This is a genomic window from Aliirhizobium sp. YIM B11859, from assembly GCF_057163345.1.
In genome coordinates this window covers 111,803-136,844 of sequence record NZ_JBXHAY010000006.1, presented here as the reverse complement: position 1 = coordinate 136,844, position 25,042 = coordinate 111,803, and the positions used below count along the sequence as shown (strand labels likewise).

Here is a 25,042-nt window from a genome sequence, read left to right as displayed (position 1 = left end):
CGGGGGACGTTCAGAGCCTCATCATCCGCCAGCTTGCCTCCCTTGGCGCGTCGGATCCTCACCGGATTGCTCGATCCTGCTCAGAATTTGATAGGCCTACTGCTCGAAAACGAGATCGACGATCAGGCGCAGTTCGAGAATTCAACGCGCTCAGCAGCTTTTTCGAAGGCCGATCAGGCTTTGCCATAACCCGCGATGATCTCGTCCAAAAACAACCGTCCCGTCGCAGACAAATCGGGCTTCAGCCAGGCGGCCGCGATCGGCAAGGGCGGCGGTGAAGGTGTTACGGGACGGTAGCAGATGCCCGGACGCGGGTGGCGAGAAAGACCTTCGGTCACGAAGCCAAGGCCGACACCTGCCGCGACGAGACCCGAGAGCGTCGTCATCGGCGTGACTTCCTGAACAATGCGCGGCGTCACACCCTGTGACTGAAAGAGCGCGATCATGCGGTCGTATATGCTGGGGCCAATACTGCGTGGGGCAATCAGCATAGGTTCCTCGGCAAGCATCGAAATGTCGACCTCGTTCACTGCCGCAAGGGGATGGGTCTCCGGCAGGGCAAGAACGAGCGGTTCATTCGGCAATGCGTGTGTCGCAAGATCCGCACGCAGCAGCGGTGGATGCAGGATGGCGATGTCGATCGTTCCCGTGACGAGCGCTGTCTCGAGCGATGGCGAATTCATCTCGACAAGCTCCACATCGACATCGGGATGCTGGCGACGAAACGCCTGAAGCGCTTGTGGGAGCGAGCCATAAAACGCGATCACCGTAAAACCGAGGCGCAGCCGCCCGACATCGCCCCGTGCAGCCCTGAGCGCCTGCTCTTTGGCGACACGGGCGTTTTCGACTGCCCTTCGTGCCGGCTCGAGAAAAGCCTGTCCGGCTGGCGTTAACGCTACGCTGCGGCGGTCTCGCGAAAACAGATCCGTGCCGATTTCCGTTTCCAGCGCGCGAATCCGCTGGCTCAGCGACGGCTGCGTCAGATGCACCCGCTCGGCGGCGCGGCGAAAATGAAGCTCCTCCGCGACAGCGACGAAACACATCATGGCGCGGATATCCATGCAGCCTCCTGATGCACATTTCCTATCACAGATCCTGATATTCCGATTGGATGCCGATCAGGCTGACGACTATCTTTACGGGTATGAGAGCTTGAAACACAAGAAGGAGAATGGACCATGATGATGTCACGTCTTCTCTCGACGACAGTTTTTGCCGCTTCGTCGCTGGCTTTCACCGCGCAAGTATCAGCGCAATCGACAGAGGTTCTGGCCGGCATATCGGCGGGTAAGGTCGCGGTCATTTCGGATGGCGACTATATCGCCAAGACCTACGCCGATTCCGTCCTTGCTCCCGTCGAAGCCGGTTACAGGGATACGCTGACCATCCTGTCCATCGCCAATGGCAAGGTGACGCAGACTGCCCTACCGGTCTCGAATTCGGTAACGGCGGCACCCGAAATCCTCGAACTGGCCCCGGACGGACGAACCGCGTTCGTGACGGAGCGGCTTGGCGAGCGTCCCCCCGGCGCAACAACCGCCAAGGAACTGCCTGTAGGAAATCGGTTATTTGCCGTCGATCTTGGCGATGCCGCCAATCCGAAGCTGGCGGATACGGCCGAAATCGGCATCAATCCGGAAGGACTGGCCGTCAGCCCGGACGGGCAGCGGGTCGCTGTCGTTTCCAATACGGCGCAGGAGAGCCTTCTGCAGATCGTCGCGTTCAGGGATGGCAGGTTCGGCGAGGTCGCCCGCTTTTCTCTGGCGGATCTCGGCGTGAGCGGATCGGCGCAAGGCCCGCGAGGCGGTGTCACGGCAACCAATGTGCAATGGCATCCCTCGGGCCGCTATCTGGCCGTCAATATCAATACCCAGGATCGCGTCGCCTTCATCGAGGTCACGAATGGGGAGGGGCGTCCTGCCGCAAAACTCTGGGGCCCTCCTGTCGACACGGGCCGTGATCCTTTCGTCGGGCGCTTCACGCCGGATGGCAAGCACTACCTGACCTCCAACTGGGGCCGGAATTTCAAGGCAACGACACTCGACGAGCGCATCCCCAATGCAGCCTCGACCATGAGCGTCATCCGGCTGGCGGATCCCGATGCTGAATATCGGCAGCATCGGCGGCTGTTTAGTGTCGATACCGATGTCTCGGCCGAGGGCATGGCGGTCAGTCCGGACGGTCTGCTGGTTGCGACCTTCAACATGCGCGGCACCAGCTTTTCCCCAGGCACGCCACGCCACACGCGGATGGCAGGCATATCGCTCCTGTCATTCGATCCGCAGACCGGCGAATTGAGCAAGCTGTCCGATACGCCGTTCGAAGCGGTTCTGCCGGAAGGCGGCACATTCGATCTGACGGGTGACCATGTAATCGCGACCTCGTTCGAGGCGCAGCCCGGGGCAGCAACGGGCGTTGGCGCCGGCCTTGCCGTCTTTCGGGTCGTAAAAGGTGAAGTACCGCGGTTAGAAGCGGTCGGCCGGGTGCCGATGCCCCACGGTGTGCATCATGTCGATGTGTCCCGCTGACGGACTGGCGAGGCGAGCCTGCACGCCGGCCGTTTTCGACATCGCGTCCGGTTTCGCCGCGGCGGCGACAGGTCTTGGGCCGACCGACGCTGACATTCGCGCAATCGGCTAGGATGCTCCCTCAATATTCAGGAAAGTTCCAGGATAGGATCTCATCGTTTCAAGCAGGCTGCCATGGAGATGCCTCAACAGGCGGACGACAATGCGCGGACGATGGTCTGATGGCATGAGCGCCCTGATCTCACGAGCACCGGTCCCCCAATCAGGAAGAACGTGCCTCAAACGGCCCGATGCAAGGTCTTCCAGGACGTCCCATTTCGATTTCATCGCGATCCCGCCGTCGGCGAGCGCAGCGGCATGAGCGGGCTCGCCATCGGAGCCGGACAATGCAGACCGTATCGTCACCTCCACCTTCCTTCGTCCGTTGCGAAGCGTCCAGGACTTGGGCGACGGAGGACCAACCGTCAGGCATTTATGATCTGACAGGTCCTCGGGCTTCTGGGGAGTACCATATCGAAGAAGATAGCCGGGCGAGGCCACAAGGAGATGACCGTCGGGTACGACGTGCTCGCCGCCAGTCTCATTGCCGACGTCGATCTGACGCAAAGCAAGATCGACCCCTTCGCGGACGAGATCGATCAGGCTATTGGTCGATAGCAGTTCGACCGTGACGCCGGGGTGAGCTTCGAGAAACGCGGGCAGGGCAGGGGCGATCCGGCGCTGGACGAATGCCACCGATCCGCTGAGCCGCACACGGCCGCGGAAGGGCGTCTCATCCGCTTCAGCAAGCGCGTCGAAAGCCTGGAGCGCGGTCCGGCATCGATCAAGGAACCCTTCCCCGGCTGGCGTCAACCTCAATATACGGGTCGAGCGCTGCGCGAGACGTTGACCGAGAACGCGCTCCAGCCGGGCCAAGCGCTTGGAAAGCACGGAAAGCGGCATGCCCAGATCACGCGCGGCGGACGACAGACTTCCCATCCTTGCGATCGCCTCGAAGGCCCGCAGATCCCCGATGTGCTCAATTCGATTCATGCGGATCCTTTCCGAATCGCGAAAGCTGCCTTCTCCATTTCGCAAGCAACGCGGCGGGGCGGCTTTGCGTTCCGGTTCACGATACAGTCAAGAATGGAGCAGTCATGGCCAGCGCCGTCGTCATCAAACCGTCCTCGATCAGCCTGCAGGGCGCGAACGCCGTCATCGCGGCAGCCGCGGAGGCAGCTTTCGCGGAAAATGTCAGCATCTCGATTGCCGTGGTCGACCGCGCTGGCTGGCTGGTCGCCTTTCGTCGCATGGACGGCGGCATTACCGGTGACGTCGATGGTTCTCTTGGCAAGGCCCGGTCATCCGCGAAACTCGCGGACTCTCCGATGAATCTTCGTACCATGGCCGCAGAAGGTCAGCCATGGCTGGGCGATCTACCCGGTCTTGTCCCGCTCGGCGGCGGCGAACCGCTCGTCGTCGATAGCGAAGTGGTGGGCGCGGTGGCTGTCTCCGGTGCGACGGAGCTGGTCGAGCAGAAACGCGCCGAGGCCGGCGCTGCGGCACTTCGCTGAGGTTCATGATGACGAATGACACTCATCATCGCCTCGTACGCGGCATCGAACACGTCGGAATGGTTGTTCCCGACATCGCGGCCGCCGAATCGTTCTTTTCGGAAGTGTTCTGCGCGGAAGTACTTTACCGCGTGATTTCGCCGGCGGGTCCGGACATGCATGGTTCAGACATGCAGGACGTCAACGGCGTCCCGGCAGGCAACGGCTTTCGCGCGGTGTCGATGCTCCGGCTGCGTGCCGGCCCTAACCTCGAATTGTTCGAGGTTGTTTCGCCTACCCGCGACCGGGTGCCGGAGTTGACCGACCCCGGCGTCACGCATTTCTCAGTCTACTGCGACGACGTCAGGGCCGTGGGCGAGGCGATGCAGTCGGCTGGCGGCAAAATGCTCAAAGGTCCGAGCGCGATGTTCGCGCAAGAGGAGGGAGCGGGAAACTATATCTGGTTCGGACGCACGCCATGGGGCTCCTTGATCGAACTCATCCAGTTTCCAACAATGCCGAAATGCGACGAACCGGGCGCCACGCATCTTCGCTGGCTTCCATCGCCAGCCTGACGACCGAGATCATGACCCGTTGTGCCGGGTAAGGCTCGGCGGGATCGACAGCCGTCGAACGCAAGGCGGAGGCGGTGCCTGCCTATTTCACCGTATCCTACGTGGCGATCTCGGTCCCAGTGCTGGCGATCGGTGCGGTGCAGACCTTAGCCGGTCTTCGTGCGAGCGCAATCGGCTTCGACGCGCTGGCGATCCTCGTGGTCACGGTGGCACTCCGACAGCTTCGCAGGCTTTCCAACAGCAGACGAGAGGACGCAGTATGACGAGATTTGAGATCGATCGCCGCACTTTCCTAGCCGGGAGTGCGGCTCTGGCAGTGACCGTTCCCGCACAAACCTACGCCCAGACACGCTCACCCGAGCAAAAGGAGTTCCTTCTCGTCGGCGGAATGGTTCTTGACATCTCCGGCGAAAAGGTCGTGGCGGACTGGCGCGACATTTATGTCCGCGGCGGAGAGATCATCGAGATCGGGGCGGGATTGTCGGTCACGTCCGCAGAAAAGATCGATCTTTCCGGCATGTTCGTCTCGCCCGGGCTTGTGGATACCCATTGGCATATGTGGAACACGCTCGCCCGTGGTCTGTCAATGAGCCGGCTCGGTCCGTTCGCCAAGACAATGGCTGCTCTCGCGAAGGCCTGGACACCTGAAGCCGGCGCCTTGTCCGTCAAGCTTGCCCTGGCGGAAGGCGTGATGTCGGGCATCACGACGGTCCATAACTGGGCACACAATACGAAAAGCGTTGAATTTGCCGAAGCCGAACTTGCGGTCATGACGCAGAGCGGCGTCCGCGGTCGGTTCTCATACGGCTATCCAAACATTCTGCAGCAAGATCAGACAATGGATTTCGACGGGTTTCAAAAATTTGCGAACGCACATTTTCGAGCGCGAGACGGCGGTCTCATCGACCTCGGCCTCTGTACCCGTGGTCCAGATCGCTCCCTCCCGGCTATCTGGCAAGAAGAATGGCGTTTTGCACGCGAGCTCAATGTGCCGATCACGACCCATATCGCATCGGATCGCAAGGCGGCCGCGATGGGTAACATCGCCAGGATGGCGCAGGGCGGCTATCTCGGTCCTGACGTCCAGCTTGTCCACGCCACGCATGCGACCGAAGAAGACCTCAGGACCATCGCGTCGTCGGGCTCACCCTTGTCAATTAGCCCATGGACGGAGCTCGAGGTCGGATATGGCGTCACGCCCGTTTCAAAAATGATGAGAGCCGGCCTCAGGCCGGGTTTATCTGTCGACAATATGATTCTCGCCGGGAATGCCGACCTGTTCCAGGTGATGAAAATGACCGCCGATCTTGCATCGGGCGAAAGCGAAAGACAGGGTGTGTTGCCAGACGACGAGGTTTTCCGCTGGGCGACTGCCGAAGGTGCGCGGGGCCTCGGTCTGGGCAGCAGTATAGGTGAATTGAAGAAAGGCATGCGCGCCGACATCATAGCGGTCCGCGACAACGATCTGAATACGTTGAATTCCGTGTCACCGTCGTTTCTCATGACCCATGCCGCTCGACCGGAGAACGTCGATACTGTCATGATTGACGGCGTCTTCCACAAGCGCGGAGGTAGGCTGACGCTCATCGACGAGGCGGAGATCAAAGCGAAATCGATGGAGATGATTGCCACACTTAGAAAGCTCGCCGACATTTAGCCGGATCAATAGCGGTGTGACCACGTCGATTTAGATCCTCTTACGACGCGTCAGGGTGTCGAATGTCTCAGAGTCCTTGGCTCGAAAGAAGCCGCCATCCTAGAGGTTCGCGGACAAATGCGTTGGCGAACAGGCAAAATCCCACGACCGTCGGATAGGTGTCATTGACGACGTTGCCTGTTGACGACGGCTATGCGGCAATGCCGTAGAATTGGCCGCATAGCCGGCATTCGGTCCGTCAGGGCGTGGGCGTCTGCAGCTTCTGGCCTGCCTTGAGGAATGCCCTCAGGCGACCCACCTCATCGGCCGCCACCGGTGATGCGGCATTGCCCCAGGAATTGCGCACGAATGTCAGCGACTCCGCGACTTGCCGGTCGTCCATCTTCCAGTCAAAGGCGGGCATGCCGGCCGCAGTCTGCTGTTTGTGGGTGTGGGGTGCGCGCGCACCCTTCAGCATCGCATGGATCAGATTAGTGGCATCGTCCGCCAGCAGCCCGTGATTTCCGGCGAAGGCCGGCACCATCCCCGTGATCCCTTCCCCTTGCAACCCATGGCAGGCCGAGCAGTTGACTTCGTAGGCGAGTGCCGCCTTTTGCATGGCAGGCGTCGCCGTGGAAAGCGGCTGCTTCGCAGCGACGGGCGAGGAAGGCAAGGACTTTAGATAAATTGCGATCGCCTTGGCGTCGTCGTCAGTGAGGTACTGGGTCGAATGCTCAACGGCTTCGGCCATCGGACCGGCGGCGACCGCAACTCCGTCCGTACCGCTCTGCAGATAACGTGCAATGTCGTCAGCGCTCGTCGCTCCTATACCTACATGCGGGTTGGGAGTGATATCGGGCGCGTACCAGGCGCCGAGGCTGCCGCCTTGCAGGTAGCTCGTAGCAATTTCCGCCCCGAAATCGTTGCGAGGGCTATGGCAGGCGGCACAATGGGCCGGACCATCTACGAGATATTTCCCGCGGTTCCATGCATCAACCTGCGCGGTTTCTGGGGAAAAGCCGCGGTTGTTGAAGAACAGCATGTCCCATCCCGCCATCGCAAGGCGGATATTATAGGGGAAATCCATCCCGCCGTTCTCGTCGACCGCGTTGGCGACCGGCTTGATAGTGGACATGTAGGCCCAGAGATCGTGCATCTCTTGGTCTGTCATCTTGACATAGGCGGTGTAGGGCATGGCCGGATAGAGCAGGCCACGCGAGCCGCGCCCTTGACGCACAGCATTGAAGAAATCGCGCTCGGTCATCGCGCCGATGCCGGTCTGCCGGTCTGGCGTGATGTTGGATGACTTGAGGATCCCGAAAGGCGTGACAAACTGGTAGTCGCCGGCGAAGAAGCCCTTTTCGCCGGTGTGGCAGGCGGCGCAGTCCGCCGTTCGCATGACATATTCACCGCGCTTGACGGCAGCCTCATCGGCGGCCTTGAAGTCGGCCAGAGCTATCTTGTCGTCAGCAACGGAGGATCGGGAAGAATCGAAGGTCCGGTATGCCCAGACCCCGGCAGCCACGACGGCGACCGCAACGATGCAGCCCGTCACGGCGAGCACTTTCCTGAACTTTGTCATCATCATGCCTCCACCAGCGGACCGGGATTTTTGACATAGGTCTTGTGGATCGCCTCCGCGGCGCGGATGGCGAGGGCACCGACCGTAAGGGTGGGATTGTATCCGCCGTTGTTTGGAAAGGCGGATGCTCCGACCACGAAGACGTTGTGACAGTCCCAGCTTTGCAGGAACGGATTGAGCGCCGAGGTGGTCGGGTCGGCACCCATGACCGCACCGCCGATCGTGTGCGAGCTGTGCTGCTTGTAAGGATTCCAGCTCGCCTCGGTCTGGTTGTCGACGAGGATGCCTTCGCCGCCGGCTTCCTTCATGATTGCGACGGCCTTGTCGGTGACGAAGTTGGCCATTCGCTTATCGTTCTGGTTCCAGTCGAAGGTGAGGCGTAGCAACGGCTGGCCGTGCCTGTCCTTGTAGTTCGGGTCGAGATCGAGATAGGCGTCGCGCATGGGCATGGAGGTGCCCTGACAGAAAATCGACGATGCCTCCTGATAGTCGCGCGAATAGCCGCGCTTCCAGTCTGTGCCCCAGCGCTTCGTTCCAGGACGCAGCCCGTTCATATGCGCGATCGGGCGCCCGTCGGTCGTATAGCCCATGATCCCGGCACCACCGATGAAGTCGAGGTCGGAATGATCGAAATTGTCACCGTTGAAGTCGTCGATCTGGACGCCGAGCGCACCGGCGCCAATGAACGGGTTCATTTTCTTGCCGTCGAAGAAGCCAGTGACGGAGGAACAGGTCTGGTAGTTGTAGTTGCGGCCGATGGTGCCTTTGCCCGTCTTCGGATCGTATTGCTCGCCGACGCCGGACAACAGCATCAGGCGGACATTGTCCATCTGATAGGCGGTGATGCAGACGATATCTGCCGGCTGGAAGCCCTCGACGCCCTCCTTGGTGATGAACTTGACGCCCTTCACCGTCTTGCCGTCCTCATGCTTGACCGCATGCAGGACCTCTGTCTCGGTCAGCAGCGTGAAGTTCGGACGCCGCATCAGAGCCGGCAAGATGCAGGCCTGTGGGGAAGACTTCGAAAAATTGCCACATCCGTGGAAGTCGCAGAACCCACAATAGGTGCATGGGCCCATCGTGACTCCGAGCGGATTGACATAGGCCTGGCTGATGTTGCCCGCGGGGATGGTGAAGGGGTTGTAGCCCATCTTCTCCACCGTTTCGCGGTACATGCGCATCCAGTTCGTGTCCTTCAGCGCAGGCGTCGGGTAATCGCGCGCGCGCGGTCCTTCGAAGACATTGCCGCCCTTGCGCTTGTTGCCCTTGACGTTTCCGGCGGTGCCGGACGTCCCGGCGATCCGCTCGAAGCGGTCGTAATAGGGCTCCATGTCGTCATAGGTGACACCCCAGTCCTGCAACTGCAGGCCTTCGCCGCGGGCAGCGCCGTAGCGTTCCTTCGTCCTCGTCGCCACCTGGAAATCCCAGGGTGTGAAGCGCCAGGACATTCCGGCCCAGTGAGTGCCGGCGCCGCCAACATTCCAGCCGAACTGATAGGCCGACCAGTTGCGGACCGGCGCCGCTTCCTGATCGACGCGATTGCGGAAGGTGGTGGTCTCGACGCTCATCGGCTGCAACAGCTCGCGGCGCGTGTGCCAGCGCAATTCGTCGGGATCGACTGCCGGCGGGAAATCGGTCGAAGTGTCGCGCCAGGCGCCACGCTCGATCGCAACCACGTTGAGGCCGGCTCGCGTCAATTCCTCGGCCATTACCGAGCCGGACCAGCCGAGACCACAGATTACTACATCGGCTCTTGGCCGTTCGTTTGCCATTGGGATCTCTCCTGGCTTCAGTCGTTAGGGATAAGGCTGACAGGTGCCAGGGCGAGGTCCTCGCCGCGGCGGTCGATATACGGTCGATAGTCGTAACGGGCGCCGGGGAAGCCGATCATCTTCCAGCCCGCCATGTCGCGATTGCCGCCATAGATCGGATCCGCGAGATAGCCTTCACGGGAATTCTGCAGCATCAGCTCGAAGAAAGCCTGACCGTTGACACCTTGGCCAAGGTCGATCTTGCCCGCTTCCAGTCCGGTCAGGATCGCATCGATCCTGTCGGGCGAGAGTGCCGAGAACGTTACGCCGTCGGTCTTTTGCGCATAGACTTCGAGCGCCTTCAAACCGCTTTCATAGCGCTCGCGCGGTGTTGCAAGAAATTGCGGAGAACCCATGATCGCCGCCTCGTTCTCGGGGCTCAGCGGCTTGACGAGGTAGAGTGACTTGCCGGCGCCGTAGTCGCCTGCAAGCTGGTCGTCCAGAAATTCCAGACAGCCCGCCTCGCTGGCGGAAGGGCCGAACTCGTCTTTGGGGATCAGCCGGTCGAACACGGCAGCCAAGGTCTTGCGATCGGTCTCCTGGGTGAACACGCGGAAACTGCCGCCTCGCATGGCGGGACGGGGCAGGGCGTCCGCCGTTATTCCGGTTGCAGCCGGTATCGCGCGTAGTTCGGCTGCAGCCGCGGGCGTCACGACCGCGCTCGATGCAGCAATTGCTGTGAACGAGCGAAGCAGTTCTCGTCGTTTCATGGCATTCTCCAATTGTTGGCCTGGATTTGAAGACAGACGTAGGCTCTCGCTGCCCGGACAGGGGCGACGCAAAGGCTTCTGATAATGAAATGCTGAGGACGGTCATGAGCACATTGACCGGGGCGAGACCATGACGATGGCGTCAAAAGCGGGGCGGAAATATTCTACGGCAAAGTTGCTTTGACCTGCACGGCGCGGCTCCGAATGGATTGCCTTACTGCGCTAATCCGCCACACCGCGGCAGACAAGCGTCCTCACGGAATATGGTGGCGATTGCCGTCAGATTCCTTCAGTGTGATGGTTTTGGATGAACGACAATCCGTCATAATGAAGGGAAATCCGCCCAGCCACGGTCTTCCCGCCGACGCAGTTGCCTTGCTAGAACAATGACCTTATTCGCTGGGACAAAACCACGGCCTTGCGCCGCGAACGAAGTCGGGACTGCTTGCATGGCGCGCCATATCACCATCCAGGATCTTGCCAGGGAAGCGCAAGTGAGCGTCTCGACGATCGATCGGATCATGAGCGGCAGGGGGCCAGTCAAGGGTACGACGGTCGAGAACGTACTCGCTGTGGCCGAGCGCATCGGATTCTATGCGGTCGAGGCCATCAGGGCACGGGTGAAAGAGACAGGCCCCGAGCGGACATTCGGCTTCATGTTGAACAGCCAGACGAGAAGCCTCTACAGAAATGTCGCCGGCGAAATCGCCGAACAGATTTCCCGTAGCCGTGGCGTTCACGGAAAGGCGCTAGTGCGCCATATCGAAGATCTGGACCCAAGGAAAACGGCCGATACACTTCGCGAACTCGGCGAAGAATGCGACGCCATTGCCGGGCTGTTTATCGATCATCCGCAGGTCAACGCCGCGATCAAAGACGTCTCGGCGAAAGGTGTGCCCGTGGTCTGCATGATCTCCGACGTCTCCGCACCGGAACGTGCAGGCTTCGTCGGCGCAAACGACTGGCAGTTGGGCAGGACCGCCGGGTGGTTCATGCATCGTCTCTGTCGTGACGGAGGCAAGATCGGGATGCTGATTGGCTCCGAACATTATCTCTGTCAGCAGGCGCAAGAGGCGAGCTTCAGGAGTTTTGTCAGGTCCCGTGCGAGACACCTGAAGGTGCTCGATACCCGCTTGACCGACGAGTCGGATCGTACGGCAGAGGTCGTGGCCGCGGACTTGCTCCGTGATCATCACGACCTTGCCGGCATCTTCCTCGCGGGCGGAGGCACCGACGGCGTAAGCCGCGCATTGGCGAAGGAGGCCGGCCGGCAAATCGTCTTTATCGCCACCGAACTCAGCCAGGAGGCGCGAACCGCGATCGTCGACGGCCAGCTCGATCTCGCGCTCGATCATCCAGTCAAGCAGATCGCGGAAGCGGCGATCGATGCGATGATCTCGTTGACGACATCCCCCGAAAGGAAGCCGCGTTTCCAAACCATTATTCCGTTCAGCGTCCTGACCAGCGAGAATTGTTAAACCCGAGCAACAGGCTCCGACCCGCGCCTGCGCATCGGCGTTCAATAATGAGATGCGTTACACAATCTGATTCCGCCGCTCTTGCCGACCGACACGGTGGCAAAAGTCTCGTCGTCGGCTGACGCCCGAAACCCCGGATGGCGGTATGCAAATCGAAGGCCGAAGCATGGAGATGCGTCGGCCCAATCCCGCCTTAGTGACATAAGGCAACTAGATCACGGCACCGCCAGCTACATGCGAAGCGAGCATCGTCCGTTCGGAGCGAAAGTGATCCAATCCAAGCTCAAGGTGGTCGTTACCGCTGTTTCGGTCCTTCGTCCTGTTGGCTTTGCGGGACACTCGGGGCGCAGCGAATATTGTCCGCAACCGATACGTCAACGACTATTCTCTCGAAAAGGCTGTCGTCGAGATCGGTGAAGGCGGAATAGCTTTCTGTCCGTCAATCCCGATCTTCTCCAGGCGCTGCGCAGACCTGCCATCGACAAAAGTACAGCCTTCTGCTTGTAGCGCTCGATCTCGTCCCGATCGGCCATCAAGCCGAAGACATCGTAGCAGCCCTCTTCCGCCACATTCAAGTATGGTGGCGATTGTCTCTCCACGAGCCGCTATGCCTCGTAGTCCATATCCCTAAAAATACCCAGAGCAGGCCGCGATCCGTCGGATTGACGTGCCGTAAGAGCTTCTGACGAATGTGCTTATTCCGACCCCGGTCCGGGGCCAGGGGCCCTAAAGGCCGGACGTCGATCGACGTCAGGCTCCGAGATTCCGCTCGATATACTCTGCCCCGAGCTTGCTGACATGGCGCGCCGTTAGCTTGCCTGCGAGCTCCTCGTCTCCGGCGATGATCGCCTCCAGGATTGCCGCATGGTCATCCCATTTGATCAGGGCGTCGGCTGCCATGTCTTCGGGGTTCGTGTTGAGTTTACCGGTCGCTACGCTCGTCCTGTCACGCAGGGACCGCATCAGATCGACCAGCTTTTCGTTTTTAACAGCTTCAGAGAAAAGCTCGTGATAGCGGACGTTCGCTTTCGCCACGGACTTGACGTTGTTGCGGGCGCGCGCGGCATTGCCGTCCTTGATCAGCCGCTGCATTTGCTCGATGATCTTAGGATCACGGCGACGGCTCGCCAGTTTCGCCATGATGCTTTCCATCATGGCCCGAACCTCGAGGAACTCATGCGCATCCTGAACGGTTGCAGTCGCGACGATCGCGCCACGACGCGGCGCAAACTCGACCAGACCTTCGCCTTGCAGCGAATGAAGCGCTTCCCGGACGGGATTGCGCGATACCTTGAATTCATCCGCGAGCTTGATTTCGGCTAGGCGCTCACCCTTGGCATAATGGCCCGAAATAATTCGTTCCCTGATGACCTCGGTGATCATGTTTCTGAGAGAGAGAAGCCTGTCTCCCAATGGTCTCTCTACGGCATCCATCCGCAATCCCCTGCATTAACTTTCGGTCTATATAGAGCATACAATGGACAGCACAATCCGGGAAACCCGGTTACCCGTCACAAGTTGGCGGTGGTCGACAAAAATGCCTCGAAATTATACCCGCAATTCATCTTTGCGCCACGGCAGGTCAGGCTGGCGTGTCATGTATCGTATGATCTCACGGAATCTATCGCCTAATCGACCGATCTGCAGGACAGCCGAGGCGACAGCCAGTCATCACGCACCATATTCGTATTCGCTGTGACCAGATAACTTTGTTCTCGCACTTCCGTAAACATATGCCAGCTTTCTGGTAGCTTTCCTTTAGTCAGCTCTGCGTGGAAGTAGGAATGATCGCTCTCGGCCCTCCAGGCGGTGAGGGTGGTCAGAATCTCGGGTTCCTCGGGGTTCATCATGTTGTAGGTATACAAAAACCCCGGAGCGCCCAGTCGCAGGTCGATCAGCAGCTCGACGAACTGAGCGCCGCCGTGCTCGTATCGTGCGTGGCGTCGATAGTGGACGATTTCGATGAACATCGTGAAGCTCGCTCGCTTATCCTGAAAGCCGGCAGACCGCATCGCCGCGGATCAGCCGGCGGCGACTCCTCCGAAATCCCTGGGGCAAAGGCCGGACTGGAACCACGTGATGAAGGAGTAGATGTCGAAGACAGGCATCTTGTGTCGGGCGCTGATGGACCGGGAATAAGGGGCCATATTGGTGCATTCCAGCACGATAGCGCCAATCCCAGTATTGTCCCGCACAAGACGGTCGGAAGCATCGAGCATGTCCTGGAGAGCTGCCGCGCAATCGAGCACCTCCCTGTCGGCAAGCAATGCGGGCCACAATTCGACACCCTCCTCGATGCCGACCACCGGCGTATCCGCCGGAGCGCCGGCCGCTAGAAGATGCGGGCTTCCCAGCCGCTCGGCGGATGCGGTTATGACACCCACCCGCTTGCCGGGCGGCAGGATCTTCTGCGCAAGATCGATCTGCATGAGCGACGACGTGGCGACCGGCACCTTGCTGTGGGCGGAGAGTTCCTTCTGGTAGAGGGACAGAAATCCGCAGCTCGTCGTAATGCCGTCCGCGCCCTCGCTGACAAGCTCGTTGGCAGCGGCAAGAAATGAATCCAGCATCGCCCGATCCGAATTCTCCTTGCGAAGACTAGTTGCCTTGTCCCCCGTCGCCCCCTTGACGACCTTATAGATCACAGGGAACGGCCATGTCGTCCCGTTGCCAACGTCACCAGGGATGCGCGGAAACCGTGTCTCGAGCATCAGGATGCCGACGCTTGCCCCGTAAACCGTTTTTCCGCCAAGGGCTATTCTGCTATTCATTGTGCGAGCCATCTCGTTTCGGTGTACCCGCGGAGGCGAGGCTCACCATGCCTAACGAGCCCGAAGCTACAAGAATTTTTGCATGCAATCAACAGTAAGTTGATGCATCTCGAATATGTTTCCTTGCGGCAAAAAGAGCACCCGCATGGTCGTTCGGTCGATCCGAACCGGAGCGCAAAGTTAACGCTAACATACTGTTATAAAGGTATTTTATAGAATTTTCATTGCGTCGCAACCAGCTCCGGATGGATAGGTCGAATCCGACAATCGCGGCGCCCGATCAGGCGCTCCCCTCCCATCGTCAACCGCTGACTTTTGTATGCAATGCGCAATTCATTTGACGTCTTTGGGAAGTGTGATATCAAGTTTCACTGTGAGGATTTTGAGCGGATATGGCGCCTCGATGTAGGCGACATGTCAGCAGTTGCAACATCGACGGCCCGGTGCCGATCGATCGCGCAGCCTTTAACGAGTGGCGCTATCCGACAGGGAGCCTGCAGCCGACGCTCAGAAGCTGGATGGGCGGAAGTCCGGCGTATGGCCCGATTGCTGAAGACGCACTCCCGCGAGTTCACCATAGAAACGAAGAAGGGGAATTAGAATGAATAAAATGATAATCTCTCGTCGCCAGATGGCGGCAGTCGCAGCCGGAGGGATCGCCGCAGCCTCCCTCTTGGTTCCCTCTGCCGAAGTTCATGCGCAGACGGCCCCCGACGCCGAATCCACCTGGGATCGCATCCGGCGCACCAAGAAGCTCCGTGTCGGCGTTGTCCCGAGCGGCGCACCCTACTACCTTCGGGATATCCGGACCGGCGAATGGAAAGGCCTTTTCTACGAGGTATCCAAGAAACTCGCAGAGGACCTCGAGGCCGAACTCGTGCCGGTGGAAACCACCTGGGGCAACGGCGTCCTCGATATCCAGGCGCGCAAGATCGACGTGTTCTTCGGTCTGACAGCATCGCCCAAGCGTGCTCTTTCGATCGATTTCAGCGATTCCGTTTCCAACAGCTACATGGCCATCCTGACCAAGAGCGACCGCAACGTCGTGACTTGGGACGACGTGAACAAGCCCGAGGTCCGGATTGCAGTCGATGCCGGCTCCAGCCATGATGCGGCGGTCGCGGCCTATTGCCCCAACGCCAATATCATGCGCTTCCAGTCCGTCGACGAAGCCACGACCGCGCTGCAGAGCGGCCGCGCCGACGTGCAGCCCATCACCATTCTCGCCGCCATGAACACGCTTCACAAGGTGCCGAGTCTCGGCAAGCTCGTCGTTCCGACGCCTCGCTACGTTTCGGAATCGTCGGGCGGCATCGCCCGCGAACAGGACAAGACCTTCCGCGACTACCTGAACTACTGGATCCGCTACAATCGCGGCAATGGCTACCTGCGCCGCCAGACTCTGGCGAGCCTGAGCCTGATGGGCTTGAGCGAAGCCGACTGGCCCAAGGATCTGCCGATCTGATCTGGCTACCGGATCACGGAGGCCGGCAGACGCCCGATAAGAGCGCGGCTGCCGGCATTAACCGCGTTATCTGGAATCTCCTTCCTTGCTCTCGCCCGGGGAAGGTATTTTCTATCGATTTGAGTTTGTTCGCCACGCGCCAGGACTCGCAGAGGCTCGGGGACGTGGTGTGATGGTAAGGATCCTTCGCGATGTACCAATGGGATTTTGCATTTCTCTGGAGCTATAGGTTCCTTTTTCTTGAGGGGCTTGGTGTCAGCCTTCTGTTTACGATCGCGATCATCGTCTTTGGACTGGCGCTCGGACTGGTCATGGGCATCCTCCGATTGTCGCGGTTCGCCGTTCTTCGCATCCTTTCGAGGGCCTATGTGGAATTCTTCCGCTGCACGCCCGTACTGGTACAACTCGTGTGGATCTTCTACGCGCTGCCGATACTGACGGGTCTGGAGCTTTCCGCCACCACCGCGGGCATCATTTCTCTGAGCCTCTATGGCGGCTCTTTCTTCGCAGAAATCATCCGTGCCGGCATCAGCTCGATCGAGGTGGGGCAGACGGAAGCAGGCCTCGCTCTTGGCATGACGCCAATGCAGTCGATGCGCCGCATTGTTCTGCCGCAATCGTTCAAGCGCATGATCCCGCCGCTGATGAGCCAGTGCATCATGCAATTCAAGAATACGTCGCTGCTATCGACCGTTGCCGTGGCTGATCTTCTCTATCAGGGTCAGGTCGTTGCGCATGACACGTACCGCCCGCTTGAGGTCTATACCCTCATCATGGTCATCTATTTTGTCGTCCTCTTCCCGGCGACAGTTGCGGTTCAGCAAATTGAAAAGCGCCTTTCGGAGAGCAACTAATGACCCAGAGTGGAGAACCAAAAATCCAGATTACCGAACTGATGAAGCGGTTCGGTGATTTCGAAGTCCTCAAGTCGGTATCGCTCACGCTGAACGAAGGCTCGGTCACTGCCATCATCGGTCCGTCTGGATCGGGGAAATCGACCTTGCTGCGCTGCATGAACCTGCTTTTCATGCCCGATGGCGGCTCGATCCGGATTGGCAACCACGCCTTCGGCTTCGGCGGCAAGAACAAGGTCCCGGGCAACAAGGATCTTGCCAAGTTCCGCGCCAATACCGGCATGGTGTTCCAGCATTTTAACCTCTTCCCGCACATGACGGTTCTGGAAAACGTCATGGAAGGTCCAAGGACGGTCAAGAAAACCCCTCGCGCAGAGTGCGAAGCGATCGCCAGGGCGCTTCTTGGTAAAGTAGGCCTCTCTGACAAAGCCGGCAGCTATCCGAACCGGCTTTCGGGCGGCCAGAAGCAGCGTGTGGCGATCGCTAGGGCTCTCGCAATGAAGCCGAGCGTCATGCTGTTCGACGAGGCGACCTCGGCTCTCGATCCGGAGCTGGTCGGCGAGGTGCTAAACGTCATCCGTGGTCTGGTCAATGATGGCATGACCATGGTGCTGGTCACCCACGAGATCGGGTTTGCCCGTGATGTCGCCGACCAGATCGTGTTCATGAGGGACGGCGTCATTGTCGAAAGCGGCCCGCCGTCGCAGGTGATCGAGAATCCCAAAGTCGAGGCGACCCGGTCGTTCCTTCAGGGCTTTCACGAGCGTCGCGACAGAGCCTGAAGACCATTCACGGCAATCACTCGGTTAAAAAAGGTGCCACCCGGTCAAACGGGTGGCACCTGCATTTCATCGGCAGATCGGCATCCCGAGTTGCCGTCCCCGTTCAGGCGGCGCTGCGGAAGCGCGACGGGCTGAAGGGAGCAACATCGATATCGGTCGCAGCGCCGGTCGCCATCTGACCGACGAGCTTTCCGGTGATTGCGGCCGTTGCCAGTCCGATATGGTCGTGGCCGAAGGCCAGCAGCACATTCGGGCGGGTCGGCATCGAGCCGATCACTGGCTTGGAGTCGGGAAACGACGGCCGCGACCCCATCCAGGTCCGCTCTTGCCCGACGTCCGTACCGGGCAGGAATTCCTTGATCGACCGTGTGAGCTGCATCCACCGTCCCGCATTGGCCGGCGCGTCCAGCGAAGCGAACTCGCTGATGCCGGAAACGCGCAGGCCAAGTTCCATCGGCGTCGCGGACACAAACCGGTCTCCCGAGACGATCGGCCTGCTGACCACGCCGGAAGCGTTGGGGAACATCAGATGGTAACCGCGCTCGGCCGCCAGGGGAAGCGAAAGGCCCATGTCCTTCACCAGCGACCGCGACCAGGCGCCGGCGGCGATCACGACTTGATCAGCTGCATAACTGCCTGTCTGCCCCCTGACCACAGGCGCACCGGTTCCATCGAAGGAGATGGTGGCGACGGTATCGCGCAGGAATTTGCCGCCCTTGTCGGTAAAGGATTTCATCAGTGTCTGCGTGAACCGCAAAGGGTTGACCACGTTCCGTGCTTCGTTCGCCAGGACAGCCGAAACGACATTGCCATTGAGCGCCGGTTCGAGATCGCGGGCTTCATTGCCGTTGAGGAATTCCATCTGCACCCCCATTCGGCGGCGCAGATCGAAGGCGAAACTCGAGCGCTCGAAGCTCGAAGCGCTCTCATAGACGTAGAGAAAGCCGTTATGAACCACGAGATCCTGCGCACCGGCATCTGCAATCAAAGGATCATAGGCTGCGTTGATGCGGGTCAGCAGGGAGTGGCGGGCTCTTGCGATATCCTCGACGCGCCCGACCGCGCTTGACCTTAGGAACCCCAGGAGCCACGGAATCGTCGTCGAAAGCTCCGAGAAGCGGATCGACAGCGGGCCGTCCTTGTCGAGCAGAAGGTTCGGGGTCCTCTTCCAGATTCCCGGCATCGACAGCGGCACGCATGAAGAATAGCCGAACAGACCTCCGTTGCCAAACGAGCATTCCTCGCCGGGATTGCCCCGGTCGATGACTGTGACGTCCAGACCTTCCCGTTGCAGATAGAGCGCGCAACACGTTCCAACGATCCCGGCTCCGATGACGACCACTTTGCGCTTCATATTCTTCCCATTTTAATGTGGATTGTAGACACAATATACGCATACGTTTCGAACCACACCAAGTGCTTTTCGCTTAGCTAGCAGGCATATCGACGCATAAAGTGTTTCGATGGAGAATCACGAAAATGAGTCTTGCGTAAATTATGTCTACATGAGTAGTGTAGACAATGTTCATAATGAAAGGCCTGCGTTCATGTCAGCAATCGCTTCCGGCGAAGGCGCCGCGATCACGAAAACGGCCGCTTCCGGCACACTTGCCGAAGTTCTGTTGATTGATGCGCCCTCCATCGCATTGCCGATCCGCGAGCCTCTGGATCGGTCGTTTTCAGTGCATTACTACCCGGAACTCAGTGCCGAGCGCTTTCGCGAAATCGCACCCCGCATCAGGGCGATCGCGACCACGACTGCCGTCAGGATCAGCGCGGAACTGATGGACAGCCTGCCCAATCTCGAAATCGTCGCCAATGCCGGCGCGCATATCGATCAGATCGACAAGGCCGCGGCGGCGGAGCGTTCAATCCGGATTACCAACACACCCACGCTTTCGGCCGACGATGTTGCGGATCAGGCGATAGGCCTGCTTCTGAGCCTCGTACGCCGGATCACCGAATGCGACCGGTTCGTGCGGTCCGACGGCTGGCCGAATGGCGCCATGCCGCTGGGAACGGGGCTGACGAGCAAGAAAGTCGGCGTTGTCGGCCTCGGCAAGATTGGCAGGGAGGTCGCCGATCGCGCCCATGCCTTCAAGATGGATGTCTCCTATACGGGACCTTCGGAGAAGGTAGGGTCTGGATATACCTATGTTCCAAGTCTGCAGGAGCTTGCAACAAAGGTCGATTTTCTCATCGTTGCCTGCCGTTCGTCGGCCGCCACCCGCAAGATTGTCGATCGCGACGTGCTGGCTGCGCTTGGGCCAAAGGGCAGTATCGTCACCATCGCCCGCGGCGCAGTGGATGAAGCGGCTCTGGTCGAGGCCTTGACCGCCGGCGGCATCGCCGGTGCCGGGCTCGATGTCTTCGACGACGAACCTTTCGTTCCCGCCGCCTTGCAGAAGATGCCGAATGTCGTCCTGACGGCGAGAATGGGCAGCGGCACCTGGGAGACCCGCGGCGCTATCGCGAACTGCACCGTCGAAAACCTTATCGCCCATTTTACCGGACAGCCGTTGCCCAACGCCGTCCGCTGACCCCTTCGAGCCATTCCGGCTTGTTGTCGAAGACAATGCAAAACTCAAAAAGAGGGAACAAAGGCATGAAACTTTTGACACGTATGAAGGCTTTTTCGCTGGCGCTTGTTGCCGCAGCCGTCGTTTTCGGAACGACGACCGCGTCGCACGCTGAATCGACCTTCGAGCAGATCAAGCGCACCGGGGTCCTTCGCCAAGGCGTGATCCAGTACCCGCCCTACTGGTACAGGGATCCCGCGACCAATCAATGGACCGGCGCGATGGTCGAGATGGCCCAGGACATGGCGAATGTCCTGGGCGTAAAGCTCGAAAATGTCGAAACGACATGGGGCAATGCTGTCATCGACCTCCAAGCGAAAAAGACCGATCTGCAGTTCGCGCTCCAGGCGACCCCGACGCGCGCCCTGTCGATCGATTTCGCAGGCCCGACATTCAACGTCATCTACTACGCGCTCAATAACAAGAAATTCGATGGCAAGACCTGGGACGATCTCAACAAGAAGGACGTGAAGATTGCCGGAATCATCGGCACGTCCGATCAGGTCATCATCGAAAAGATGACGCCTGAGGCCCAGCACATCCAGCTCACCCAGGCGGCCGAGGCTGCATTGTCGGTGAGCTCGGGACGGTCGGATGCCATGGTGACTACGGTCATCGGCGCCCTGACGATCAAGGAAAAGAACCCGTCGCTCGGCAATATCGTCATGCCGACGCCCCAGATCGCTCTTCCGTCCTATGCCGGTATCCGTCGCGAACCTGATCTCGCATTCCACAATTTCGTTCAGGCCTGGTCGGAGTGGAACGTCCTGCTCGGCTACAACGAGGCACGCCTGAAGAAGCATCTCGGCGCGCTCGGGGTCACCAACATCCCCGATAGTGTCCGCTTCTAAACGAACCGGTGCGAGGGGCACGCTGTCGATGTGCCCCTCGCCATCGAGATACGCTGGCTCCGTCCCCGCCCTATAGAGGGGCGCGCCGCCAAATACCGAATTGAGACGACATTGAACAAGCAGACATTCTCGGGGCCGCCAGCCGCTGTAGCCGGAAAAGCGGTGATCGGCGCCATCGTTGGCATCACGCTCTGCATGTTCCTCGTCGCGCTCGACCAGACCATGGTCTCCGTTGCGGCGGCCAAGATATCGCGTGCCGTCGGCGGCGTCGCCCCGAACTGGCTGATGCTATGCTATGTCACCGCCTCGACCGTTGCGATCCCGGTTGTCGGACACGTAAGCGACGGTCTCGGACGCAAAGCCGTGTTGCTTTTTTCGCTCGGCCTCTTCACGCTCGGCTGCATCGGCTGCTCCTCCTCGGACAGCGAAGCGTCCTTGCTTTCCTCCCGCGTCGTGCAGGGATTGGGCAGCGGGGGAGTTCTTTCGCTGAGCCACGCGGCACTGGGCGATATCGTTTCTCCCCGCCAGCGCGCCTACTACATCTCCTATATCAGTCTCGTCTGCGGCGTGGCAGTGATCGCGGGCCCTCTGCTGGGAGCGGCGCTCACGACCTATCTGTCGTGGCGTTTCGTGTTTCTGCTGAGTGCCCTGCTCGGCATATCAGCTGCCGTTACGCTTTGGCGCTATCTTCCCAGCATCCGGCACAATACCCACCTCAGCATTAGCCTCCCGCGAGGTCTCCTGCTTTCTCTTTCGGTTCTTCAGGCAACGATCCTCATCGATTTTCACAGCTTCAGCCCGTGGATGGCCGGCGTAAGCCAGGGCATGGTGCTGGCGGGCTTCCTCGCGAGCACGGTGTGCTTCCTGGCTATGGACATGCCGAACGCATCGCCCTTCCTGCCCTATCGCCTGCTTCGGACACCTGCGGTCAGTCTTCTGATATGCGCATCCTTTCTCGCCTTCGGCGCGCAAACGACGATGATCACCATGCTGCCGCTTGTTCTGCAGCAAGACCCGGCGGTCACGGTTCAGGCCGCTGGGATGCTGCTGGTCCCGCTCACGCTCGGAACGGTTCTGGGCCAGGCCCTTTCGTCTCGTTACATTGCCAGAACCGGCAATTACAAGGCCGTAGCGGTGACCGGCACAACCGTCGCCGCAATCGCCTGCTGCCTTGTCGCGCTGGGTATGGACGTGATTTTTTCCGGAAATCGATACACGCTGTTCGTCGCTACCATCTTCGTTGCCGGGTTGGGCTTTGGCTTTTGCACGCCGCCGATGATGGTTGCCGTGCAAAACGAGGTGAGCTTGCCGCAGCTTGGGAGGGCGACGGCCGCGATCTCCCTTGCCCGTTCCTTCGGAGGCAGTATCGGGCTCGCGCTAGCCGGAGCGCTGCTATCCCCTGTTGTCGGAGCCGGTGAAGCCGGCGTAGGATCTTCTTCTAGCGCCTCGATGTCAGGGATATTCGAACTCGCCGCGCTCTCCTGCGGGCTTGCGATGTTCGCGACCGTCGTGCTTAAGCCGAGATCGCTTCGCCGATAGATCGCCATCGACAGGAAAATGATCCCGACGACGATCCGGTTAAAAAAAAGCCGGCGCGCTCGGGGCAGGTTGGGCCACCTCGAACACGCCGGACAAAACGCTGAACAACAGCTGGAGCCTTGTCGTCTTGTCGTCAGTCGACCGTCGGTGCCGTGACGCGCTGCTTCTGCTGGCCGAGACCTTCGATGATCAATTCCATGATGTCGCCATCGCGGAGATACTCCGGCTGAGGCTTGAGACCCATGCCGACGCCCGGAGGCGTGCCGGTGGCGATGATATCGCCCGGATAGAGCGTCATGAACCGGCTGACGTAGCTGACGAGCGTCTTGACATCGAAGATCATCGTTGACGTATTGCCCGTCTGCTTGCGAACGCCGTTGACCGACAGCGCCATGGATAGCGACTGCACGTCGGCAATTTCATCCTTCGTAACCAGCCAGGGGCCGACAGGGCCAAACGTGTCGCAGCCCTTGCCCTTGTCCCAAGTGCCGCCCCGCTCGAGCTGATATTCGCGCTCGGAGACGTCGTTGACTAGACAATAGCCGCAGATGTAGTCCTCGGCCTCTTCCGGCGAGACATAGGCGGCCTTGGCGCCGATGACGATGCCGAGCTCGATCTCCCAGTCCATTTTTGTCGATCCACGCGGCATCAGCACGTCGTCGTTCGGTCCGCTGATCGAGCTGATCGCCTTGGTGAAGATGATCGGCTCCTTCGGAACCGGCATTCCGGCTTCCGCCGCATGATCCGAATAGTTGAGGCCGATGGCGATGAACTTGCCGGTGCCGGCAAAGGGCACGCCCAGCCGTGACGGATTGTCCACGATCGGCAGGCTTGCGAAATCGACCGCCGCCAGCTTGCCGATCGCGTCGGGGCCGAGGCAGTCCGGGTCTATGTCCTTAACGACGCCAGAAAGATCCCTGATCTTGCCGGCGCTGTCGATCACGCCGGGGCGCTCGCCGCCGATGGGACCAAAACGCACGAGTTTCAATGTTCGTCTCCTTGCAGATTGCGCCCGGCATCCACGATGCCGGGCCGCGACAAAAGCAACACGCGAAAGCCGCGTTATGCAGATCTCAGCGCGTAGTCGCGCAGTTTCAGCAGACCTACCCGAAGCTGTTCGTCGGCGATCGTGTAGGCGATGCGGACAAAGCCATCGGACGCTGCGCCGAATGTCGAGCCCGGCGCTGTCGCTACGCCCAGATCAACGAGGAGGCCTTTTGAGAAGTCCATCGATGTCTTGTGGAGATCGCCCTTACGGATGAAGGCGTAGAACGCCCCCTGCGGGGTGAGCGGCATGAGGCCGGTGCCTTCGAACACCGAAACGGCAATGTCGCGGCGGCGCTTGAAGATGTCCCGGCCCTGCGTGACGCAATCCTGCGGGCCCGATATCGCGTGCTCGGCCGCCCTTTGCGCGATGGTCGATGCAGAAGAGGTGATCGGCTCCTGAAGCTTGGCCGCGGCATCGGCAAGATCTTCCGGGCAGATCAGATACCCCAGGCGCCAGCCGGTCATCGCATAGGACTTGGAGACGCCCGAGACGATGAACACACGGTCGCTGCATGGCAGACTGGCGAGAGAGTGATGCTGGCCTTCGAAGACGATGTCTTCGTAAATCTCGTCACTGATGATGTAGATGCCGTATTTTTCGGCCAGCTTGCCGATCTGCGCGACGAGATCCGCGGAGAAGATTGCCCCTGTGGGGTTACTCGGCGAATTGACCAGAATGGCTTTGGTCTTCGGGCCGATCTGTCGTTCGATGGCCTCTATATTGGGAAGATAACCCTCTTCCGCCGTCATGACATAGGGAACGGCGACCGCGCCGTTCATGTGAACGATGCTCGCATAGTTCGGCCAGCCCGGATCGGGGATGAGGATTTCATCGCCGGGATTAGTGATCGTGGTGATTGCGGTAAAGAGAGCGCCGATCGCACCCGTCGTCACGACCACCTGGCCCGGGCTGCAATCGCGGCCTGATTTTTCCGCGACGCGCTTGGCAATGGCGGCGCGGAGGGTAGGGATGCCAGCATTGGGGGTATAGCGGGTCCAGCCCGCCTTCAGATCGGCGCATGCCGCTTCCACCACATGCTGTGGCGTATCGAAGTCCGGCTCACCGACTTCGAGATGGATCACATCCTTCTGCTGGGCGGCCAGCGCCATGACCTCGCGGATGGCAGATCTTGGCATCGAGTTGACCCGATCGGAAAAAGAACGTCGTGAGGCTGTCATAAGCAAGGCTCCTGTTTATGAGGTCAAGAATGAACCAATTAGTTTTTGTATGCAATGGACATCTATTCAATATTTTCTTTTTCGCGTGAATGGACACCGGTCAGAGGACCGCTAGAGGCAGGT

At 59.9% G+C, this 25,042-nt stretch carries 23 protein-coding genes; 12 read left to right on the top strand and 11 right to left on the bottom strand.

Annotation, left to right across the window (positions count from 1 at the left end; translation table 11 throughout):
* Positions 1–173: 173 nt before the first annotated feature.
* Positions 174–1,061 carry a LysR family transcriptional regulator gene (locus AC2GXZ_RS22085; RefSeq protein WP_483761368.1) on the bottom strand — a complete coding sequence of 296 codons (888 nt, stop codon included), beginning with the start codon at positions 1,059–1,061 and terminating at the stop codon, positions 174–176.
* A 117-nt stretch (positions 1,062–1,178) separates the two neighbouring features.
* On the opposite strand from AC2GXZ_RS22085, the gene AC2GXZ_RS22080 reads away from it, so the two are divergent.
* On the top strand, positions 1,179–2,528 hold the full coding sequence (locus AC2GXZ_RS22080) for a lactonase family protein (RefSeq protein ID WP_483761367.1): 1,350 nt from the start codon (positions 1,179–1,181) through the stop codon (positions 2,526–2,528).
* Between the two features lie 108 nt (positions 2,529–2,636).
* Here AC2GXZ_RS22080 and AC2GXZ_RS22075 read toward each other — a convergent pair whose 3' ends face one another.
* Positions 2,637–3,560, bottom strand: coding sequence for a LysR family transcriptional regulator (locus AC2GXZ_RS22075; RefSeq protein ID WP_483761366.1), 924 nt, complete (start codon positions 3,558–3,560; stop codon positions 2,637–2,639).
* 104 nt (positions 3,561–3,664) lie between these two features.
* Here AC2GXZ_RS22075 and AC2GXZ_RS22070 point away from each other — a divergent pair, with 104 nt between their 5' ends.
* The 4 genes from AC2GXZ_RS22070 to AC2GXZ_RS22055 all read left to right on the top strand — a co-directional run bounded on the left by AC2GXZ_RS22070 (position 3,665) and on the right by AC2GXZ_RS22055 (position 6,292).
* Positions 3,665–4,081, top strand: coding sequence for a GlcG/HbpS family heme-binding protein (locus tag AC2GXZ_RS22070; RefSeq protein WP_483761365.1), 417 nt, complete (start codon positions 3,665–3,667; stop codon positions 4,079–4,081).
* 8 nt (positions 4,082–4,089) lie between these two features.
* Complete coding sequence (locus AC2GXZ_RS22065) at positions 4,090–4,635, top strand: VOC family protein (RefSeq protein WP_483761364.1); 546 nt, start codon at positions 4,090–4,092, stop codon at positions 4,633–4,635.
* A 74-nt stretch (positions 4,636–4,709) separates the two neighbouring features.
* A complete protein-coding gene (locus tag AC2GXZ_RS22060; RefSeq protein WP_483761363.1) occupies positions 4,710–4,898 on the top strand; it encodes a hypothetical protein in 189 nt (62 codons plus the stop codon).
* The gene (locus AC2GXZ_RS22055) at positions 4,895–6,292 is read left to right on the top strand and encodes an amidohydrolase family protein (RefSeq protein ID WP_483761362.1); all 1,398 of its coding nucleotides are present in this window, start codon (positions 4,895–4,897) and stop codon (positions 6,290–6,292) included. The genes AC2GXZ_RS22060 and AC2GXZ_RS22055 overlap by 4 nt, the downstream gene beginning before the upstream one ends.
* A gap of 238 nt (positions 6,293–6,530) precedes the next feature.
* On the opposite strand, the gene AC2GXZ_RS22050 is transcribed toward AC2GXZ_RS22055, so the two are convergent.
* The 3 genes from AC2GXZ_RS22050 to AC2GXZ_RS22040 are packed head-to-tail and all read right to left on the bottom strand — an operon-like array spanning position 6,531 to position 10,374.
* Positions 6,531–7,853: a c-type cytochrome gene (locus tag AC2GXZ_RS22050; protein WP_483761361.1), complete on the bottom strand. Its 1,323-nt coding sequence runs from the start codon at positions 7,851–7,853 to the stop codon at positions 6,531–6,533.
* 2 nt (positions 7,854–7,855) lie between these two features.
* The gene (locus tag AC2GXZ_RS22045) at positions 7,856–9,625 is read right to left on the bottom strand and encodes a GMC family oxidoreductase (RefSeq protein WP_483761360.1); all 1,770 of its coding nucleotides are present in this window, start codon (positions 9,623–9,625) and stop codon (positions 7,856–7,858) included.
* Positions 9,626–9,642: 17 nt separating this feature from the next.
* Complete coding sequence (locus AC2GXZ_RS22040) at positions 9,643–10,374, bottom strand: gluconate 2-dehydrogenase subunit 3 family protein (protein ID WP_483761359.1); 732 nt, start codon at positions 10,372–10,374, stop codon at positions 9,643–9,645.
* Positions 10,375–10,823: 449 nt separating this feature from the next.
* Between AC2GXZ_RS22040 and AC2GXZ_RS22035 the strand changes: the two genes are divergently transcribed.
* The gene (locus AC2GXZ_RS22035) at positions 10,824–11,852 is read left to right on the top strand and encodes a LacI family DNA-binding transcriptional regulator (RefSeq protein ID WP_483761358.1); all 1,029 of its coding nucleotides are present in this window, start codon (positions 10,824–10,826) and stop codon (positions 11,850–11,852) included.
* Positions 11,853–12,602: 750 nt separating this feature from the next.
* Here AC2GXZ_RS22035 and AC2GXZ_RS22030 read toward each other — a convergent pair.
* The 3 genes from AC2GXZ_RS22030 to AC2GXZ_RS22020 all read right to left on the bottom strand — a co-directional run bounded on the left by AC2GXZ_RS22030 (position 12,603) and on the right by AC2GXZ_RS22020 (position 14,623).
* Positions 12,603–13,286 (bottom strand): GntR family transcriptional regulator, encoded by a 684-nt coding sequence (locus AC2GXZ_RS22030; protein WP_483761357.1) that lies wholly within the window; start codon positions 13,284–13,286, stop codon positions 12,603–12,605.
* A 194-nt stretch (positions 13,287–13,480) separates the two neighbouring features.
* Positions 13,481–13,822 carry a hypothetical protein gene (locus AC2GXZ_RS22025; protein WP_483761356.1) on the bottom strand — a complete coding sequence of 114 codons (342 nt, stop codon included), beginning with the start codon at positions 13,820–13,822 and terminating at the stop codon, positions 13,481–13,483.
* Positions 13,823–13,873: 51 nt separating this feature from the next.
* Positions 13,874–14,623 (bottom strand): aspartate/glutamate racemase family protein, encoded by a 750-nt coding sequence (locus AC2GXZ_RS22020; protein ID WP_483761355.1) that lies wholly within the window; start codon positions 14,621–14,623, stop codon positions 13,874–13,876.
* Between the two features lie 601 nt (positions 14,624–15,224).
* On the opposite strand from AC2GXZ_RS22020, the gene AC2GXZ_RS22015 reads away from it, so the two are divergent.
* The 3 genes from AC2GXZ_RS22015 to AC2GXZ_RS22005 all read left to right on the top strand — a co-directional run bounded on the left by AC2GXZ_RS22015 (position 15,225) and on the right by AC2GXZ_RS22005 (position 17,724).
* Positions 15,225–16,088 (top strand): transporter substrate-binding domain-containing protein, encoded by an 864-nt coding sequence (locus AC2GXZ_RS22015; protein ID WP_483761354.1) that lies wholly within the window; start codon positions 15,225–15,227, stop codon positions 16,086–16,088.
* Between the two features lie 191 nt (positions 16,089–16,279).
* Positions 16,280–16,942, top strand: a complete 663-nt coding sequence (locus tag AC2GXZ_RS22010) for an amino acid ABC transporter permease (RefSeq protein WP_483761353.1) — start codon at positions 16,280–16,282, stop codon at positions 16,940–16,942.
* The gene (locus tag AC2GXZ_RS22005; protein WP_483761352.1) at positions 16,942–17,724 is read left to right on the top strand and encodes an amino acid ABC transporter ATP-binding protein; all 783 of its coding nucleotides are present in this window, start codon (positions 16,942–16,944) and stop codon (positions 17,722–17,724) included. The genes AC2GXZ_RS22010 and AC2GXZ_RS22005 overlap by 1 nt, the downstream gene beginning before the upstream one ends.
* Before the next feature lie 103 nt (positions 17,725–17,827).
* Here AC2GXZ_RS22005 and AC2GXZ_RS22000 read toward each other — a convergent pair whose 3' ends face one another.
* Positions 17,828–19,078 carry an NAD(P)/FAD-dependent oxidoreductase gene (locus AC2GXZ_RS22000; RefSeq protein WP_483761351.1) on the bottom strand — a complete coding sequence of 417 codons (1,251 nt, stop codon included), beginning with the start codon at positions 19,076–19,078 and terminating at the stop codon, positions 17,828–17,830.
* Between the two features lie 193 nt (positions 19,079–19,271).
* On the opposite strand from AC2GXZ_RS22000, the gene AC2GXZ_RS21995 reads away from it, so the two are divergent.
* The 3 genes from AC2GXZ_RS21995 (at position 19,272) to AC2GXZ_RS21985 (ending at position 22,693) form a co-directional block, all read left to right on the top strand.
* Positions 19,272–20,264 carry a 2-hydroxyacid dehydrogenase gene (locus AC2GXZ_RS21995; RefSeq protein WP_483761350.1) on the top strand — a complete coding sequence of 331 codons (993 nt, stop codon included), beginning with the start codon at positions 19,272–19,274 and terminating at the stop codon, positions 20,262–20,264.
* Positions 20,265–20,329: 65 nt separating this feature from the next.
* A complete protein-coding gene (locus AC2GXZ_RS21990; RefSeq protein WP_483761349.1) occupies positions 20,330–21,154 on the top strand; it encodes a transporter substrate-binding domain-containing protein in 825 nt (274 codons plus the stop codon).
* Positions 21,155–21,265: 111 nt separating this feature from the next.
* On the top strand, positions 21,266–22,693 hold the full coding sequence (locus tag AC2GXZ_RS21985) for an MFS transporter (RefSeq protein ID WP_483761348.1): 1,428 nt from the start codon (positions 21,266–21,268) through the stop codon (positions 22,691–22,693).
* Between the two features lie 133 nt (positions 22,694–22,826).
* On the opposite strand, the gene AC2GXZ_RS21980 is transcribed toward AC2GXZ_RS21985, so the two are convergent.
* Both AC2GXZ_RS21980 and AC2GXZ_RS21975 read right to left on the bottom strand, forming a co-directional pair.
* Positions 22,827–23,681 (bottom strand): fumarylacetoacetate hydrolase family protein, encoded by an 855-nt coding sequence (locus AC2GXZ_RS21980; protein WP_483761347.1) that lies wholly within the window; start codon positions 23,679–23,681, stop codon positions 22,827–22,829.
* A 74-nt stretch (positions 23,682–23,755) separates the two neighbouring features.
* Complete coding sequence (locus AC2GXZ_RS21975) at positions 23,756–24,877, bottom strand: pyridoxal phosphate-dependent aminotransferase (RefSeq protein ID WP_483761346.1); 1,122 nt, start codon at positions 24,875–24,877, stop codon at positions 23,756–23,758.
* Between the last annotated feature and the right edge of the window lie 165 nt (positions 24,878–25,042).

Coding starts and splice junctions, on each gene's coding strand:
- AC2GXZ_RS22085 (WP_483761368.1), bottom strand. CDS start 1,061: ATGGATATCCGCGCCATGATGTGTTTCGTCGCTGTCGCGGAGGAGCTT.
- AC2GXZ_RS22080 (WP_483761367.1), top strand. CDS start 1,179: ATGATGATGTCACGTCTTCTCTCGACGACAGTTTTTGCCGCTTCGTCG.
- AC2GXZ_RS22075 (WP_483761366.1), bottom strand. CDS start 3,560: ATGAATCGAATTGAGCACATCGGGGATCTGCGGGCCTTCGAGGCGATC.
- AC2GXZ_RS22070 (WP_483761365.1), top strand. CDS start 3,665: ATGGCCAGCGCCGTCGTCATCAAACCGTCCTCGATCAGCCTGCAGGGC.
- AC2GXZ_RS22065 (WP_483761364.1), top strand. CDS start 4,090: ATGACGAATGACACTCATCATCGCCTCGTACGCGGCATCGAACACGTC.
- AC2GXZ_RS22055 (WP_483761362.1), top strand. CDS start 4,895: ATGACGAGATTTGAGATCGATCGCCGCACTTTCCTAGCCGGGAGTGCG.
- AC2GXZ_RS22050 (WP_483761361.1), bottom strand. CDS start 7,853: ATGACAAAGTTCAGGAAAGTGCTCGCCGTGACGGGCTGCATCGTTGCG.
- AC2GXZ_RS22045 (WP_483761360.1), bottom strand. CDS start 9,625: ATGGCAAACGAACGGCCAAGAGCCGATGTAGTAATCTGTGGTCTCGGC.
- AC2GXZ_RS22040 (WP_483761359.1), bottom strand. CDS start 10,374: ATGAAACGACGAGAACTGCTTCGCTCGTTCACAGCAATTGCTGCATCG.
- AC2GXZ_RS22035 (WP_483761358.1), top strand. CDS start 10,824: ATGGCGCGCCATATCACCATCCAGGATCTTGCCAGGGAAGCGCAAGTG.
- AC2GXZ_RS22030 (WP_483761357.1), bottom strand. CDS start 13,286: ATGGATGCCGTAGAGAGACCATTGGGAGACAGGCTTCTCTCTCTCAGA.
- AC2GXZ_RS22025 (WP_483761356.1), bottom strand. CDS start 13,822: ATGTTCATCGAAATCGTCCACTATCGACGCCACGCACGATACGAGCAC.
- AC2GXZ_RS22020 (WP_483761355.1), bottom strand. CDS start 14,623: ATGAATAGCAGAATAGCCCTTGGCGGAAAAACGGTTTACGGGGCAAGC.
- AC2GXZ_RS22015 (WP_483761354.1), top strand. CDS start 15,225: ATGAATAAAATGATAATCTCTCGTCGCCAGATGGCGGCAGTCGCAGCC.
- AC2GXZ_RS22010 (WP_483761353.1), top strand. CDS start 16,280: ATGTACCAATGGGATTTTGCATTTCTCTGGAGCTATAGGTTCCTTTTT.
- AC2GXZ_RS22005 (WP_483761352.1), top strand. CDS start 16,942: ATGACCCAGAGTGGAGAACCAAAAATCCAGATTACCGAACTGATGAAG.
- AC2GXZ_RS22000 (WP_483761351.1), bottom strand. CDS start 19,078: ATGAAGCGCAAAGTGGTCGTCATCGGAGCCGGGATCGTTGGAACGTGT.
- AC2GXZ_RS21995 (WP_483761350.1), top strand. CDS start 19,272: ATGTCAGCAATCGCTTCCGGCGAAGGCGCCGCGATCACGAAAACGGCC.
- AC2GXZ_RS21990 (WP_483761349.1), top strand. CDS start 20,330: ATGAAACTTTTGACACGTATGAAGGCTTTTTCGCTGGCGCTTGTTGCC.
- AC2GXZ_RS21975 (WP_483761346.1), bottom strand. CDS start 24,877: ATGCCAAGATCTGCCATCCGCGAGGTCATGGCGCTGGCCGCCCAGCAG.